At 61.1% G+C, this 15820-nt stretch carries 18 protein-coding genes; 14 read left to right on the plus strand and 4 right to left on the minus strand.

Translation table 11 applies throughout. The annotated features are described in order from the left end of the window. Positions 1-180: 180 nt before the first annotated feature. The 4 genes from hexR to DOM58_RS00295 all read left to right on the plus strand — a co-directional run bounded on the left by hexR (position 181) and on the right by DOM58_RS00295 (position 4266). Entirely contained in the window at positions 181-1041 is an 861-nt protein-coding gene (gene hexR, locus DOM58_RS00280; RefSeq protein WP_110691328.1) for a transcriptional regulator HexR, read from the plus strand. 137 nt (positions 1042-1178) lie between these two features. Beyond that, positions 1179-2033 carry a putative selenate ABC transporter substrate-binding protein gene (locus DOM58_RS00285; protein WP_110691329.1) on the plus strand — a complete coding sequence of 285 codons (855 nt, stop codon included), beginning with the start codon at positions 1179-1181 and terminating at the stop codon, positions 2031-2033. 5 nt (positions 2034-2038) lie between these two features. Beyond that, positions 2039-2773, plus strand: a complete 735-nt coding sequence (locus tag DOM58_RS00290; RefSeq protein ID WP_110691330.1) for an ATP-binding cassette domain-containing protein — start codon at positions 2039-2041, stop codon at positions 2771-2773. Further along, the gene (locus DOM58_RS00295) at positions 2770-4266 is read left to right on the plus strand and encodes a PhnE/PtxC family ABC transporter permease (protein WP_110691331.1); all 1497 of its coding nucleotides are present in this window, start codon (positions 2770-2772) and stop codon (positions 4264-4266) included. The genes DOM58_RS00290 and DOM58_RS00295 overlap by 4 nt, the downstream gene beginning before the upstream one ends. A 278-nt stretch (positions 4267-4544) precedes the next feature. Here DOM58_RS00295 and DOM58_RS00300 read toward each other — a convergent pair whose 3' ends face one another. Then, entirely contained in the window at positions 4545-4856 is a 312-nt protein-coding gene (locus DOM58_RS00300; protein ID WP_075563020.1) for a DUF6482 family protein, read from the minus strand. A 14-nt stretch (positions 4857-4870) separates the two neighbouring features. Next, positions 4871-5086, minus strand: a complete 216-nt coding sequence (locus DOM58_RS00305; protein ID WP_110691332.1) for a hypervirulence associated TUDOR domain-containing protein — start codon at positions 5084-5086, stop codon at positions 4871-4873. Between the two features lie 774 nt (positions 5087-5860). On the opposite strand from DOM58_RS00305, the gene DOM58_RS00315 reads away from it, so the two are divergent. Continuing rightward, positions 5861-6007: a DUF4113 domain-containing protein gene (locus tag DOM58_RS00315; RefSeq protein WP_110691334.1), complete on the plus strand. Its 147-nt coding sequence runs from the start codon at positions 5861-5863 to the stop codon at positions 6005-6007. A 483-nt stretch (positions 6008-6490) separates the two neighbouring features. Here DOM58_RS00315 and DOM58_RS00320 read toward each other — a convergent pair whose 3' ends face one another. Then, positions 6491-6766, minus strand: coding sequence for an SOS response-associated peptidase family protein (locus tag DOM58_RS00320; protein WP_245392090.1), 276 nt, complete (start codon positions 6764-6766; stop codon positions 6491-6493). Positions 6767-6888: 122 nt separating this feature from the next. Between DOM58_RS00320 and DOM58_RS17840 the strand changes: the two genes are divergently transcribed. Together DOM58_RS17840 and DOM58_RS00330 are read left to right on the plus strand one after the other, a co-directional pair. After that, positions 6889-7095: a hypothetical protein gene (locus DOM58_RS17840; protein ID WP_110691336.1), complete on the plus strand. Its 207-nt coding sequence runs from the start codon at positions 6889-6891 to the stop codon at positions 7093-7095. 288 nt (positions 7096-7383) lie between these two features. After that, the gene (locus DOM58_RS00330) at positions 7384-8466 is read left to right on the plus strand and encodes a type I restriction endonuclease (RefSeq protein ID WP_110691337.1); all 1083 of its coding nucleotides are present in this window, start codon (positions 7384-7386) and stop codon (positions 8464-8466) included. 162 nt (positions 8467-8628) lie between these two features. Here the strand turns inward: DOM58_RS00330 and DOM58_RS00335 are convergent, their stop codons facing one another. Next, positions 8629-9363 (minus strand): SDR family oxidoreductase, encoded by a 735-nt coding sequence (locus tag DOM58_RS00335; RefSeq protein WP_110691338.1) that lies wholly within the window; start codon positions 9361-9363, stop codon positions 8629-8631. Between the two features lie 463 nt (positions 9364-9826). Between DOM58_RS00335 and DOM58_RS00340 the strand changes: the two genes are divergently transcribed. The 7 genes from DOM58_RS00340 to DOM58_RS00370 all read left to right on the plus strand — a co-directional run bounded on the left by DOM58_RS00340 (position 9827) and on the right by DOM58_RS00370 (position 15815). Then, positions 9827-10516 carry a beta-ketoacyl synthase chain length factor gene (locus tag DOM58_RS00340; protein WP_110691339.1) on the plus strand — a complete coding sequence of 230 codons (690 nt, stop codon included), beginning with the start codon at positions 9827-9829 and terminating at the stop codon, positions 10514-10516. 149 nt (positions 10517-10665) lie between these two features. Continuing rightward, positions 10666-10932: a phosphopantetheine-binding protein gene (locus tag DOM58_RS00345; RefSeq protein ID WP_075563015.1), complete on the plus strand. Its 267-nt coding sequence runs from the start codon at positions 10666-10668 to the stop codon at positions 10930-10932. Between the two features lie 16 nt (positions 10933-10948). Further along, positions 10949-11605 carry a COG4648 family protein gene (locus tag DOM58_RS00350; protein ID WP_223162111.1) on the plus strand — a complete coding sequence of 219 codons (657 nt, stop codon included), beginning with the start codon at positions 10949-10951 and terminating at the stop codon, positions 11603-11605. Then, on the plus strand, positions 11592-13439 hold the full coding sequence (locus DOM58_RS00355; protein ID WP_110691340.1) for an ApeI family dehydratase: 1848 nt from the start codon (positions 11592-11594) through the stop codon (positions 13437-13439). Before DOM58_RS00350 ends, DOM58_RS00355 begins: the two co-directional genes overlap by 14 nt. Further along, positions 13429-14184: a glycosyltransferase family 2 protein gene (locus tag DOM58_RS00360; protein WP_110691341.1), complete on the plus strand. Its 756-nt coding sequence runs from the start codon at positions 13429-13431 to the stop codon at positions 14182-14184. The genes DOM58_RS00355 and DOM58_RS00360 overlap by 11 nt, the downstream gene beginning before the upstream one ends. Then, positions 14181-15200: a lysophospholipid acyltransferase family protein gene (locus DOM58_RS00365; protein WP_110691342.1), complete on the plus strand. Its 1020-nt coding sequence runs from the start codon at positions 14181-14183 to the stop codon at positions 15198-15200. Before DOM58_RS00360 ends, DOM58_RS00365 begins: the two co-directional genes overlap by 4 nt. Before the next feature lie 60 nt (positions 15201-15260). Further along, the gene (locus tag DOM58_RS00370) at positions 15261-15815 is read left to right on the plus strand and encodes an outer membrane lipoprotein carrier protein LolA (RefSeq protein WP_157957465.1); all 555 of its coding nucleotides are present in this window, start codon (positions 15261-15263) and stop codon (positions 15813-15815) included. Positions 15816-15820: the final 5 nt, after the last annotated feature.

Genomic DNA, 15820 nt, shown 5'->3' on the forward strand with positions numbered 1-15820 from the left:
CATTTGACATTCAACTTCGTAACTAAATTACCGGTCTCTCGTCAGTATACCGTGCCTGGGGATCTTGGACTGACGCGCCCCTGAGTATCGGCGCTTGGCGCACCTGTCGGCAAAGGCTAGGATGCAGGGCCTGCTCGATGAAAAGCCTAGTCATTCCGCCGCAAGGAGATGCTCGTAGCCATGGCAGTCCACGATCTGATTGCCCGCATTCGTTCGCGGGTCGACGAACTGAATCGTTCGGAGCGCAAGGTCGCCGACGTCATCCTTCAGGATCCCGATGCGGCGATTGGCATGAGCATAGCCACTCTGGCACAGGCTGCCTCAGTGAGCGAACCCACGGTCAACCGTTTCTGCCGGAATTTCGAGACCAAGGGTTACCCGGATTTCAAGATCCAGTTGGCCCAGAGTCTGGCTGGCGGCACGCCCTATGTCAGCCGTAGTGTCGAAAGCGACGACAATGCCACGGCCTACACCGACAAGATCATCGGCGCGACCATTGCCGCACTGGACGAGGCCCGCCGCGCGATCGATCCCAAGCGGATCGAACGCATCGTCGATCATCTATCCCAGGCGCGTCAGATCAACTTCTTCGCCTTGGGCGCGTCGGCGCCGGCCGCATTCGATGCACAGAACAAGTTTTTCCGCTTCAACCTGCCGGTTGCCGCCTACAACGACGTGCTGATGCAGCGCATGGTCGCGGCGGCGTCCCATACCGGCGACGTCATCGTGGTGATCTCCTATACCGGCCGCACTCGGGACCTGGTCGAAGCCGCCCAGCTCGCCCGCGACAGCGGCGCACTGGTGATCGGCATTACCCGCGATGGCTCGCCCCTGGCCGATGTCTGCACCGACCTACTTCCCGTCGATTTGCCGGAAGACACCGAAGTCTACATGCCGATGAGTTCGCGGATGCTGCACATGGCGTTGATCGATGTGCTCGCGACCGGTGTGACGCTGCGCCGGGGCGAATCGTTTCTGCCCCACCTCAAGAAGATCAAGGAGAGCCTGCGGCCGACCAAGTTCGCGCCGAAGGCGCCCTGAGCGCTTCCCGCCAGCGCGTCTGCGAGGTCATCGACGCTGGGGGGATCCGCGATCTCCTACGACCACTCGCGGCTTAATGCCGTCACCCGAATCCGGTTATCATGGGCGCCTTCTAATACCCGCGAGGTCGTTTTCTCATGCGCTGGATGCTTGCTCTAGTTCTATTGCTCGGTTGTTCGGCCGCCAACGCCGCCGACACCTTTCGCTTCACGGCGATTCCGGACGAGGACCAGTCACGCCTGGTCGAGCGTTTTTCCAAGGTCGCCGACTATCTCTCCGAGCAGCTCGGCGTCGATGTCGAATACGTCCCCGTCACCTCCTACGGTGCCGCGGTCACGGCCTTCCGTAACGATCAGGTTCAACTGGCCTGGTTCGGCGGATTGTCCGGTGTCCAGGCACGCCAGCTGGTGCCGGGGTCGAAGGCTATCGCCCAGGGCAAGGAAGACGCCGCTTTCAGCAGCTATTTCATCGCCAACACCTCGACCGGCATCGAACCGGAGCAGGACGAACTGCCGGAATCGGTCAGCGGCCACTCGTTCACGTTCGGCGCCAAGACCTCCACGTCCGGTCGCTTGATGCCCGAACATTTCATCCGTCAGCGCTTCGACAAGGCCCCGGAACAGGTCTTCTCCCGCGTCGGTTTCTCGGGTGATCACTCGCGCACCATCGCACTGGTGGAATCCGGCACCTACGACGTCGGCGCGGTGAACTTCACCGTGTGGCAGGCCGCCGTCGAGGACGGGCGAGTCGATACCGACAAGGTCGAGGTGATCTGGGAATCCCCCACCTACCCGGACTATCAGTGGACGCTGCGCGGCGACGCCGACGAGCGTTACGGCGACGGCTTCACCGACAAGGTCCAGAAGGCGCTGCTCGACATGACAGACCCGGAGCTGCTGGAGAGCTTCCCGCGGTCGGGCTTCATTCCGGCCAGCAATGACGATTACGGTCCGATCGAATCGGTGGGTAAATCCATCGGCCTGCTGCGCTGAGGCCCATGTCGCTACTGCGCTTCGAAGACGTCGACCTGGGGCACGGCACGCACGTCGTGCTGCCGGGGCTGACGCTGTCGTTTCAGGCCGGCGAACGCGTCGCGCTGTTGGGGCAGAGTGGCGCCGGCAAGTCGACGCTGCTCGCCGAGATCCGTCGCCGCCTGGGCAATACCGCCGCCTGGTGTCCCCAGGGGCATGGCCTGGTGCCGCTGCTGTCGGTCTACCACAACGTCTACATGGGACGGCTGGAGCGACATTCCGCGCTGGCCAATCTCTTCAACCTCGTCAAGCCCCGGCGGGAAGCCTGGCAGACCGTCGAGACATTGACACATGAGCTGGGTCTCGAGGGCCTGCTACGCCGACCGGTGGAGCAACTTTCCGGCGGACAGCGCCAGCGCGTGGCCATCGCCCGAGCGTTCTATCAGCAGCGCGAGATCTTCTTGGGCGACGAACCGCTGGCCAGCGTCGATCCCCATCAGGCGCTACGACTGCTGGAACGTATTCAGGCTCGCCATGCCACTAGCATTATCGCCCTGCATCAGCACCGCCTGGCGTTGGGTCACTTCGATCGGATCATCGGCCTCCGTGATGGCCGCGTGGTGCTCGATGCCCCGACCCGCGAGCTGACCCTGGCTCGGCTCGACGCGCTCTATCCGGATTCGACCGCGACCCAGGGCGACACGAAAGATGAAACGCCGGGCGAGGCGAAAGGTGAGGACAGGGCAGCATCGTCGACATGAGTGGCGCACCCGGTTTATTGCGGGGCAACAGCCCGGGATTGACGCTGGCACGCCGATCGCTGGCGCTGATCCTGCTGTGCCTGCTACTGCTGCCCTTTGCCGATCTGCGGATCATCGCTGTCGATCCGTGGGGAGAGCTGTGGCGCATGCTCGACGGTTTTGTCTGGCCCGATTTCCTCGGCCTGGAAAACCCGCTACTGGCGATTGCCCTGACCGTCAGCGTCGCGCTGTGGGGCACCTTCATCGGCGCGATACTGGGCTTCCCGTTGGCGCTGCTGTTTCACCATTCGCGAATGGTGCGAGCCTTCTGCGCGTTCGTCCGTGCCATTCACGAACTGTTCTGGGCCCTGCTGTTCATTCAAGTCTTCGGCCTGTCGGCAGTCACCGCTCTCGCCGCGCTGGCCATTCCCTACGCTGGCATCTTCGCCAAGGTCTATGCCGAAATTCTCGAACTCACGCCCAGAGCGCCAACCGACGCACTGCCCGGCGGGGTCGACCGGCTGTCGCGCTTTCTCTACGCCGAGTTGCCGCTGGTGTGGGAGCGTCTCGCCAGTTACACCCGTTACCGTTTCGAATGTGCCATGCGTGCCAGCGTGCTGCTCGGCTTCGTCGGGCTGCCAACCCTCGGCTTCTATCTCGAAAGTGCGTTCCGCGAAGGGCGTTTCGGTGAAGCCGGCGCCCTGCTGTGGGTCTTCTATGCGCTGATCGCTACCCTGCAGTGGTGGGGGCACCGCCGCCTGCTGCCGATACTGCTGGTTGGCGCGCTGTTTTGTCTGGGGCCGTGGCCGGAAGTCGACGGTGACCTGCTGTGGCGATTCGTCAGTCAGGATCTATGGCCCGCGCCCCTGCTCCAGGGCGATCTGGCCGGCATGGGCAGTTGGCTGGCCGGCCTGCCCGATCTGCTGCCGGCGATCGGCAATACGCTGCTGCTGGCACTCATGGGCACTGCCGGCAGTCTGGTTCTGGCGCTGCTGCTGTGGCCGCTGGCCAGCCGCCATTTCGGGCGACCATGGCAGCGCGTTGGCGGGCGGCTAATGCTGATCGTGCTGCGCTCGACGCCGGAACTGTTGCTGGCGTTCATCTTCCTGCTGATGCTCGGTCCTTCGATGCTGCCGGCCTGGCTGGCGCTCGCCCTGCACAACGGCGCCGTGATCGCCTTTCTGGTGGCGCGCCATGCTGACGGCCTGAAAACCGGAATGGCCGACCTGCCGGCTTCCGGGCGCTACGCCTACGAACTACTGCCTAGGCTCTACCCCAACCTGCTGGCGCTGATCTGCTATCGGGCGGAAGTCATCATGCGCGAGACCGCCCTGCTCGGCATGCTCGGTGTCGCCACACTCGGCTTCTACATCGATTCCAGCTTCCAATATCTGATGTTCGACCACGCCTTCTTCCTGCTGCTGATCACCGCTGTGCTCAACATTGGCGTCGACGCCCTCTCCCGCCGTTTCCGGCCCCGCGAGGTCCCGCTGGACGATCCGTGTAGTCGGTGAGGTTGGTGGAATGCGGTATCGACATACAATTCGACGTACAAAAGACATTCCGCGAATGGGGAAGAATCGCCGCGAGCGGGAGCGATACGAGCGCATCAAGGACACGCCCGACTCCGATCCTGTCGACTACGCTGATCACCTCCGTCGCCAGCGGGAGTGGTATCAATCGCTGAGCGATGATGACTATCATCGGATCTACGTCCAACCGCGGCGGTAGCGCAGTGTGGGGCGCAGCCGAGCGCTTCTCGCAGGCACGAAAAACGCCCCTACCGGAGCGGTTATAATCCTGAATGTAATGTCATCGGCGTTTTGTGGCTCTCGCTGTTGGAATCGAGGCCGATCATCTCGTCGTAGGGTGTCTCCTGCACGAGGAACAGCGGGACGTCCTCCAGGCCCCCAGCATCGATGAGCCATTTCCGAGCGTGACCCAATGACTGCGGGTGAAGAGGCACACCATTCTTATCCATCAGTACGTGCTTTTCCCCTTCGACGTAGGCGCAGTAAAGGAAAATGTCGCCCTCCAAGGATTCGACATGCAACTCCTCTACCCTGGATTCGTGGGCAAGCTGTACAAATTCTTCAAATGTCATGCTCGCTTCCTCTGCTATACCTTCTTGATCTCAGTGTGCAGCTTGAGCACGCGGCTACCGTCTTCCTGCTTGATCAGATAGGCGGGGTTCTTCTCGCTGCCTTTTCGCGTGACCTCGCTGCCTTGCAGCTTTCGCGTCACCGTCTCTTGATACTTCCGGGTGATTTGGCCTTTCGCCCAGTTGTCACCCCACTTCCACTTGATCCACTCGCGCTGTTTGAAATCTGCCATGACTTAACTCCACCTTGTACACGAACATAACTCTTGTACAGGTTTTGAAATCGTGCCAGTATCAATTGGCCAGCACGGAACGCTGGCAGAAAGCCGGGAGGATTGAACCGGTACAAGGGCGTTACTCAGACATCGACTGGCCAGGATGGCCGGCAGAAGCAAGCCAAGGATGGCTACCATGAATCATGAGATCTCATGCCCCCGATGCGGGCACCACGAAGCAGCCTCAGACGATACCGCTCAAGACTGGGACGAAATAAATTGCCTGGCATGCGGTGAGTTTATTGGCACCCGTGACCATCAATCAGGCTTCGCCTCCCCGAACCACCGGATGTATACTCTGAGCAAATCGCTGGAACTCTTGATCACAATGGCTCGTGATGACGCGCGCAGCGGCGTCACCGCGAAAGCGGCGTAGTTACCGTCACTCGAATTTGCAATGTTCGTTCCCCATTATGCCGCTCTCCCCGAGCGGCTTTTTTACGCAAGCGAGAAAACTCTCTGAAGTGAAGTAACTGATTGTCGTCGCTCGACAAACATCATGAACAGCTGATCGTTCGGTCGGCTTTCCAGCGACGTTCACGAGGCGCGTCAAGCGATCCGCGCGCACGCCGCCCAAGCGGCCCTCAAGCGTATGTGGCGCGATGGGTACCGATAAATGAACGCCGGCGTCATGATGCTATACCTCGTCCGGAGTGACGCAATGCAGTCCGATATCTTCGATTCACCAGAGAGTGACGAAGAACGCGAGCGGTCGGCCAAGGCATCGGCGGGATGGATGAGCTGAACAAACGTATGGGGAGTGGCAAATTGCGCCTGGGCGGCACGAAGGGCAAAGCGGACTGGAAGCTGAAAGCCGAGCTGCTGCCGCAGCGCTATACAACGAGGTGGGATGAACTGCCAGAGGTAAAACTCTATTGATGCGCAGCGAAAAAGAGACTCCGGTTCAAGCAAGTCTCAAGTGCGCTGCTATCCCTGCAAACACTCCACGGCATCCTGCCGTGCATCCGTGTGATAACCGCTTCCTGCAGCTCCATCCTTGGTTCAGCGCCTTCCTAGCGCTGGCGCCACAGTGGACCGAACAGGTCGCAAATGAGTTGATCTAGGTTAAGTGATAGAAAATAGAGTTAGGACACGAAGGAAAGGCCGGCCGTCTCCAGCCGGGAACATCCACACCAAGCCTCCCGCAGCTTCCATTCTGCGCGTCCCTGGCTGCGTGTTAGATGTGTGGACCGCGCGTCGTCCATGACGCTGACATACTGTGGTCCAGTGGAGAGGTTTACGCCACAAAAAAACCCGGCCAAAAGGCCGGGCCAATACGCAGGTCCAAATCTATGGACTCGTGGCTAGTCTACAAGATCAGCCATCATCCCTTAGGACCAGTTTTCTAGTACTTTGAAAGCCTTAGGGAAAGAAATGGCACACAGTCATGTAGGAAACTGGCTTGAGCGGATTGATTAGCTGCGCGCTACGATCGTCTCCGGGCTTGTCGACTAAAGGACTCACCGGCCAGTGTCGGATCAGGCCGGCGTCGATATGCCGAGTGACGCCACGGATGGCGTCGCGCTCCGTGAATGCAGGATCCAGCCAAGGCTCGACCGAGTCATTATCCAGCGCCAGCGGCATCCGATCGTGAACCTCTTTAGCACTTCCCCGCGCTGGCTCGGTGATGATGGCCACACCAAGTGGCTTGCGCTCGCCCTGTACAACGGCGCCTGATCGCTTTTCTGGTAGAGCGCCATGCTGACGGCCGGAAAACCGGAATGATCGACCTAGCGGCTTCCGGGCGCTACGCCTACTAATTGCTGCTCAGGCTCTACCGCAACCTGCTCGGCATGCTCGGTGTCGCCACACTCGGCTTCTACATCGATTCCAGCTTCCAATATCTGATGTTCGACCACGCCTTCTTCCTGCTGCTGATCACCGCCGTGCTCAACATCGGCGTCGACGCCCTCTCCCGCCGTTTCCGGCCCCGCGAGGTCCCGCTGGACGATCCGTGTAGTCGGTAGCGTCTCTCGCCGCGCAGAGCCGCCGTTTCAGGCTCCCATGGCAGTGCATCGACGGGTGGCTCATGCTGGTCATATTGCGCTTGACGTCAGCGAGGATGCTGGCGCTCATCCTCTCTATTTCAGACTACAGCAGTATGGATTCTCACGGACAAACGTGAAAAGGTAACTCAATGTATCAAAGCAGCTGCATTTGACCAAAACATGAGGAACTATCGATATTTTCTGCGTCAACTTCGATAGCTGCCAAGTATTCGCAACAAAGCCAAAAATCATAAAGGCAGGGAAAATATGGACATATCACAAAAAATCGCGGCTCTCGCCAGCCGTGCAAGAGAACAACTAGACCATATCGTGAACGAAGAATCGACTAAAAATGCGATGGTCATGCCTTTCATCCAGAGTCTAGGTTACGACGTCTTCAATCCCACTGAAGTTTTGCCGGAGTTCACCGCGGATGTCGGTTTGAAGAAGGGTGAAAAGGTCGACTACGCAATCAAGAACGATGGAGTTCTGTCCATCCTCGTGGAGTGCAAACCGCGAACTACAGACCTGGCCAATGCCCAGTTCAGCCAGCTATATCGATACTTCAACTGCACCGAGGCCAAATTCGCCATTCTGACCAACGGCATCGAGTATCGATTTTACTCTGATCTCGATGATACCAATCGCTTGGATACCAGACCTTTCTTCACCTTTCGCTTGGCCGATTATAACGAGCGTGATATCGAAGAGCTGAAAAAATTCGCAAAACCTGTGTTCGATGTGGATGCCATTCTCAGTACTGCCAATCGTCTGAAGTATACTAATCTCGCCAAAGTATCTTTCGGGAAACTGTTGAAAGAGCCGCCGCGAGAATTCATCAAGTTTTTAGCTCAGGACTTTTACGATGGCCGAATGACTCAGCAGGTGTTGGATGAGTTCACCCCTATCGTCCGAGATGCGATGTCTCAATACATCAAAGAGCAAATTTCACAGCGTTTGAAATCGGCACTGGCCAGCACAACAGGAGAAGAGCCCACGATAGCCGCCGGCACGCTAGTGGATAAATCCGAATCGGCGGCTGCAATAAAAGCAGAAGACGACATTGTGACGACTCAAGAGGAGATCGACGGCTACAACATGGTGAGGGCTATTGTCTCCAGTGAAGTCGCTCCAGAACGCGTCTTTATGCGAGATGCCAAGACTTACTGCGCTGTCTTGCTGGACAACAATAACCGTAAGCCGATCTGCCGCCTGCATTTCAACTCCAAGACTCTGAAACGACTTGAGCTCTGGGAAAATGAAAAGCAGGTCAAACACGACCTTGCGACACTCACGGACATCTTTAGCCACAAAGAAGCACTTCTTGCCACAGTAAAAAGCTATCAGTGAATCAGAGCCATCTAAGCTCAAGTGACTCGAGCCCACGGCGAGCGGCGATAGATTCAGCCCTATTCAGTCAGGACAGCAAGAAGCCGGCCAAGGCTGGCTTCTTGCTGCAGGCTTTTCTCTGTGAACTCATGACTGCAAGCAATCTCTACCGCAAAAAAATACTCAGGGTGAAACCTGGCGGGTCGGCATCACCAGCAGTTCCTGCACGTTGACGTGGCTTGGCTGAGCGAAGCCGTAGACCAGGGCATTGGCGATATCTTCGGCCTGCAGGGCCTCGACGCTGTCGCGACGCTGTTGCATCTTCTCTTCAGGAACGTTGTAGCCCCAGTTGGTATAAGTGGCGCCGGGTTCGATCAGCGATACACGGATGCCGTCCTCGCCGAGCTCCTTGCGCAGCGCGTCGTGAAAGCCCACCACGGCGAACTTGGTGGCGTTGTAGACCGACCAGCCCGCGATACCGTAGCGCCCGCCAACGCTCGAGACGCTGTTGATCATCGCCCCCTTGCGGCCCCGCATCAGCGGAATGGCCCGCTGGGTGCAGTTGAGCACGCCATAGAGGTTGGCATCGATGGTGGCTCGCCACTCTTCCGGGGTGCTCTCCTCGAAGCGGTTGTTGTAACCGACCCCCGCGTTGTTGAAGAGCAGATCGAGCCCGCCGAATTCACGCTCGACGGCAGCGAAGATACCGGCCACGGCCTCGGGATCCGCGACGTCGGCCACGTGGACCCGCGCGCGCCCGCCGATACTCTTGGCCAGCGCTTCGAGCTTGTCGGCACTGCGTGCTACCAGGACCACGTTGACGCCCTCCTCGGCCAGCAGTCGGGCGGCGGCCTGACCAATACCACTGGACGCACCGGTGATCACGGCGACGCTGTCAGTCAGATTGCGAAGTTCCATATAGTGCTTCCTTCTGTTCGCGACGTGCTTTCGAAACCACTGTTCAGGACATGGAAGGAGCGATGGGGAAAATTATTCGCTCGCTAACAAATTCCAGGATGAATCAGCTTAGGAGCTGGGGGAACCGGTCGCCACTTCCGGCAAGGCTCTTCGATCGGGTTACGGAGCATCGAGCATGAATTGCGAAGGATTGCGCACGACGACGAGTCACATTCGGCTTTTCCATAGACGCCGGTTCGATAACTTAACCTGTATCAAGTCCATTTGGGGTGACCGAAGGTAGGCTTGTCCGGCCCACGGGATCGTCCTCCCAGGGCGCGTCGGACTCCGGTTCGGCGCTTTGTCTCGCCTCGCCCCCCTGCAGTCAGCTCCCCGCTAGAATGCATAATGCTTGCACCGCGTATGCCTCCTTTTCCGTTATGATGCGTAAAGTTTTGGCAATACGGATCGTTACAACGGCGCTATGGCAGATCTTTACTTACACGATTGGCGAGGCTGGACCCCGCATCGCGTAGCCGATGACGAGCCCCGACTCGACACGCGGGACAAACCAGACGGCACCGCCGTTCCGTCGATGTTGCGACGTCGTCTCAACCTGCTCGGTCGAGCGGTCTGCGACATGCTCGCGGCGATCGACCCCGATGCCGACAGCCTCGTCCTGCATGCCTCGCGCCATGGAGACGGCGAGCGCACGCTAGAGATGCTGTACGGCCTCGATGAAGGTGAGCCGTTGTCTCCGGCCCGCTTCGGTCTGTCGGTACACAACGCCACCGTGGGCGTCTATTCCATTGCCAGTGGCAACCGACGCAGCCAGCAGGCGATCGCCGCCAGTGGCGGAGAGTGGGCGGCACTGGTCGCGGAAACCCGTGGCTATCTTGCCGATCACCATTCGAGCCTCGTGGTCGTGTTCAGCGATCAACCGGTGCCAGAGCGATTTGCCGCTTACGCTCCCGAGTCGTTCTCCGCCGCCGTCGTCCTGCGCTTCGGCAGAGAACCCGCGGCAGGTGCCCGGCGTCTGACGGAAACGCCGTTGGCGCTCGACGGCCCGACCGTGCAGCCGCTCGATATCATCGACTGGTTGATGGACCGGCGTGAGCGTGTGACATGCCCGATCAGCCAGCGCGGTTGGCAATTCGCGGACCTTCCGTCATGATCCGCGGCCCACGATGCAATATCCTCGAGCGGTGTCTCATTCCTACGTCATGAGATGCCGCTGCTGCCGGCCGACACCGGCACCGCGTCTGGTTCGAATTCAGGCGACAGTAATTGATAATGAATGAGTAATAGGGACGATCAAGACCAATGGCGACGACCGCGCTGGAACACGAACTCAAAGAGATGATCATCGAGACGCTGGAACTCGAAGACGTCACCCCTGATGACATCGATCCCGAAGAGCCGCTGTTCGTCGAAGGCCTGGGGCTCGACTCCATCGACGCGCTGGAGCTGGGGTTGGCGCTGCAGAAACGCTACGGCATTACGCTGGAATCCGAAGCGGAATCCTCGCGCCAGCATTTCGCCAATCTGAAAAGCTTGGCGTCTCTGGTCGAATCGCGTCGCCAGAAATGAACCCGGCGGTGCCAGCGTGATTCCGACAGCCTCTCTCAACGGCCCCAGGCGCCTGCTCTTGCTGGCGCTGGGCATCATCGGCCTGCTCTGGCCGCTGGTGGTCCACTTCCTCCTGCCGCATTACGGCGCCTGGCCGCTGCTGATCGGGCTGGCCGCCGTTGCCTGGTGGCGACTGCCGCCGTCTCAACGCCGCTGGGGCTGGCTCATGCTGCCATTGCTCGTTCTGCTGATGGCAACCGGTCGCGCGGAACTCGGCCTGCGGCTGTGGCCGGTGGTCGTCAATATGGGGCTGCTGCTGCTCTTTTCTCACGGCCTGCGCCATCCGCCCACATTGATCGAACGCTACGCCCGCCGCCAGGAACCGGATCTGCCGCCGCACGCCGTTCGCTATACCCGGCGCGTTACCCAGGCCTGGTGCGTCTTCTTCGTGATCAACGGCAGTATCGCGTTGGCCACCGCGATCTACGCCGATCTCGAAACCTGGGCCTGGTACAACGGCGGCATCGTCTACGGCCTGATGCTGGCCATGTTCGTCGGCGAGTGGTGTATCCGTCAGCGCGTCAAGCGCCGGGCCGAAGCCGGTCTGGAAGAAGCCGGTCTGGACGACGAGCGCCAGAACGAGGATCTCGATGACGATGTTCGTCCGGTAAAGGTGTCCCATGACGTTTCGTGAGCTGAGCGAGCGACCCTGGCGCGAGCCCGCCCCGGCAACGCCCATCGCCTGGTTGCCGCCGGAAAACGGCGGCCCGGCTCGCTGGCTGACCGTTGGAGAGTGGCACGGGCGCATTGGCGCGTGGCAGCAGCGGCTGGCCGGTACGCCCAACCCGAGCGGTCGCTGGCGACTCTACGAACCGGACCCGGTCGAGTTCAGTGCGGCGCTGGTTGCCATCTGGGAGCGTGGCGATCACGTCATCCTCCCTGCAGACAATCAGCCCGAAACGCTGCGAAACCTGAGCGAGACCGGCATCGCGCTGGGTCAGATCGTACCGGCGTCGGGAAGCGAGAAAGCTGCGGCGTCGGGAAGCGAGAAAGCTGCGGCATCGGGAAGCGAAGAAGACGCGGCGCGGCCGTTCGCCAGCCAGCCACCGCAGTGGTCTGCACGGCCGCTGCCCGAGATCGCTGTCTCGCTCTATACCTCCGGCTCCAGCGGCGAGCCACAGCGGCTGGACAAGCGCTTCGATCAGTTGGATGCCGAGCTGGCGACGCAGGCCTTGCTGTGGCCGTTGAAAGGCAATCTCGTCGTCAGCCAGGTCAGTCATCAGCATATCTACGGCTTGCTGTTCTCGATCCTGCGGCCGCTTTGCGAGGGCAGCCCCTTTTCGGCCCAACCCTGTCGCTACCCGGAAACCTTGCGTACCTGGCTGCAGAGCTGTCGGGACGAGGAGTTGCGGATGGTTCTCGTCAGTGCGCCACCGGCACTGTCACGTCTGCCGGAAACCCCGGGCTGGGCACCGGTGAGCGGCGCGCTCGACACGATCTACAGCTCGGGCGCGCCGCTATCGCGAGACGCCAGCGATCAGATCGAAGCTTGTCTGGGAACGTCGGTCCACGAAGTCTATGGCAGCTCCGAGACCGGCGGCATCGGCTGGAGAGTGCAGCAGCGCGGTTCGACCTGGACCCCTTTTCCCGGTGTCGAGGTCGATCAGGATGCGGACAGTCGCCTGTGGCTGCGCTCGCGCCATCTGGAGTCGCCGGATCGATGGCAGCGCCAGGCCGACCTGATCGTGCTGACGGATGACGGATTCGAGCTGCTGGGCCGGACCGATCGCATCGTCAAGATCGGCGGCAAACGCATCTCGCTGACCGCCATGGATCGCGCCCTGGCCCAACTGCCCGGCGTCGAGCGCGCACAGACGCTGCCCCTGCAGCGGCGGGATCTACGTCTGGCCGCGATCATCCAGCTGGCCCCGGAGGCGCTGCCTCACGATCACGCTCAACATCGCGAGATGGTAAAGCACCTGCGCCGGGCGTTGGCCGCGCGTTTCGAAACGCCCGCCCTGCCCCGCTACTGGCGCTTCGTGAGTCACTGGCCTACCAATGCCCAGGGCAAGTTGAGCGCCGACATTCGCCAGCGCCTGTTTCAGGACCTGGACGACCGTCGTGCGCCACGCTGGCTGGGTGAATGCGCGCTGGAGGATGGCTGGCAGATCACGCTGGAAGTCCCCGAGCGCTGTGCTTATGTCGACGGCCACTTCGATGGCCATCCGGTACTCCCCGGTATGACGCTGGTGCACTGGGCCATGCAGCAGGCGCGCCGACTGTTCGCGCTGACCGCCGATTTTGCCGGCCTCGAGCGCTTGCGTTTTCCCCAGCCACTACTGCCCGGCGACCGTTTCGTGCTGACGCTTCGCCTTCGCCAGGATGCCTCTCATCAGGGAGACGCAGGCGCGAGCCTGCGCCTCGAGTGCGATAGCCACCGCGGCAAGCATGTCACCGGTCGCGTCTCCCTGGTGAGCCGGCCAACGTTCGACAGTAAACCTTCGAGGGATGGCGCCCATGCCGAGTGACAACCCCGCCAACATTGCCGTACTGATTCCCGTCTACAACCATGCCGAAGCCATCCGGCAGACCGTGGATCGGCTTCGACGGCTACAGTTACCGATCATCCTCGTCGACGACGGCAGCGACGCGCACTGCGCCGCGGTGCTGGATACGCTTGCCGAGGCGGGCAACGTCGAGCTGGTCCGGCTGCCGGTCAACCGTGGCAAGGGCGCCGCCGTGAGAGCGGGCCTGGCACGAGCCGCCGACCGCGGACTGAGCCATGCGCTCCAGGTGGATGCGGACGGCCAGCACGAAGCCGACGATCTGCCGCCCTTCGTCGAGGGGGTGCGCGCCGACGACGAAACCCTGCGGATCGGCTATCCCCGCTTCGATGCCAGCGTGCCCCGACACCGCTTCTACTCTCGCTATATCACGCACTCCCTGGTGTGGCTGGCAACGCTGTCGTTCGCGCTGCGCGATACCATGTGCGGGGTCAAGCTCTACCCGGTCGCGGCAGTCAACCGGCTGGTCGCCGAGCATCCCTGCGGCAATCGCATGGAGTTCGACAGCGAACTGCCGGTGCGCTGGGTCTGGCAGGGCGGACGTGTCAGCAATCTCCCCGTGCGGGTTCGCTATCCGACCGATGGCGTCTCGCATTTCAAGCTGTGGCGAGACAACGTACTCCTCGCCGCGATGCATTCGCGTCTGTTGCTCGGCATGCTCAGGCGCCTTCCCGAACTCTTGAACCGCCGCCAGGAAACCCTCTCATGACACCGGTCAGCAGCAATCCCAACCACTGGTCGAGAATCCGTGAAACCGGCACCGCCGGCGGCGTTCGCACGATGGTCTGGATCCGACGCAAGCTGGGCCGGCTACCGTTCCAGATCATGCTGGCGCTGGTGATCGTCTACTACTACATCGCCCATGGGCTGCACCGACGGGCATCGCATACCTACCTGACCCGGCTTTGGCGTCATCTTCACGGCGAAGCGCCCCAGCATCTGACCTGGCTCAGCCTGCGTCACTTCCGCAGCTTCGGGCAGAGCCTGATGGACAAGATCGACGCCTGGAGCGGCATTCCGCCCGCGCTCAGTTTCGAAGGCGATACCCGCGAGCAATTCCGCCAGGCAGTGATGAGCGGACGCGGCGGTATCATGTTCGTTTCCCATGTCGGCAACATGGAAATCTGTACCGCCATGAGCGACATGCAGGACGACTTCCGCGCCACGCTGTTGATGCATACCCGTAACGCCAGCCAGTTCGATGAGGTGCTGGCCCGCTCGACTCACCGGGAAAATCCGCCGGAAATCATCGAGGTCAGCGAAATCACGCCCTCGACCGCGATGAAGCTGGGCCAGCGAATTGCCGAAGGCGGCTTCGTGGTCATCGCCGCCGACCGTGTGCCGATCAGCGACAGCGGCCGCGCCCGTACCTTGCCGTTTCTGGGCCACCCGGCGCGCTTTCCCGAAGGGCCGTTCTGGCTGGCCAGCCTGCTGCGCTGCCCGGTCTACACCATCGGCTGCTTTCGCGAAGCGACCAGCTACCGGATCGATTTCGATCACTTCGACGACACCAGCGACCTGAGCCGGCGAGATCGTTCGGCGTGGATCGACAGCGCCATGCAGCGCTACGTCGACTGGCTCACTCGTCAGTGCGAGAAGACGCCACTGCAGTGGTTCAACTTCTTCCCCTTCTGGCTGGACTGCGCCGACGCTCACGCGGATGCCGACACTCACCATGACGCTTATCGCCATGACGACCCCGAAGACGAGCGTTCGATCAGTTGACCCGGGCTGTTTCAGAAAGCCCCGATCACTCGCACGATGAGACACCATAAGGATTCGACCATGCCGCTTCATCGAGGGTTTATCACGCTTCTGCTGTTGCTGCTGCCGATTAGCGCCCAGGCTTTCGATCTGGAGGATCTGCAGCGCCAGCTCGCCGCCACGCCGTCCGTGGCCGGCCGCTTCGAACAGCAGCGCGAACTGGCGGATCTGGATAGCTCGCTGACAAGCCAGGGCACGTTCATTTTCGAGCGCGGCAAGCGGGTCGTCTGGCAGCTGGAGACGCCGGTCGAGGAGCGCATCGAACTGACCCCGGAGGCGATCACCGATGGCAGCGGCAAGGCCGCGCCGCCGGGTGGCGAGCAGGTCGCCCAGCTGTTCCTGCAACTGCTGGAAGGCGACTGGCAGGCGCTGGAATCGCGCTTCACGCTAAAGCTCTCCGGTGACCGGGACGCCTGGCAGGTAGCGCTGACGCCGAAAGAGGCCGCGCTGCGCGAGCGCATCGCCGACATCACCCTTCGCGGTGACCGCACCATCGACAATCTCGACATGCGTACGCCCGACGGCGATCGTCTCGAAGTCCGCCTGTTCGATCAGCGCCCGCTGAACGATTCATGAAGCCT

The sequence above is a fragment of the Salinicola halophyticus genome, assembly GCF_003206695.1.
Lineage (GTDB): Bacteria > Pseudomonadota > Gammaproteobacteria > Pseudomonadales > Halomonadaceae > Salinicola > Salinicola halophyticus.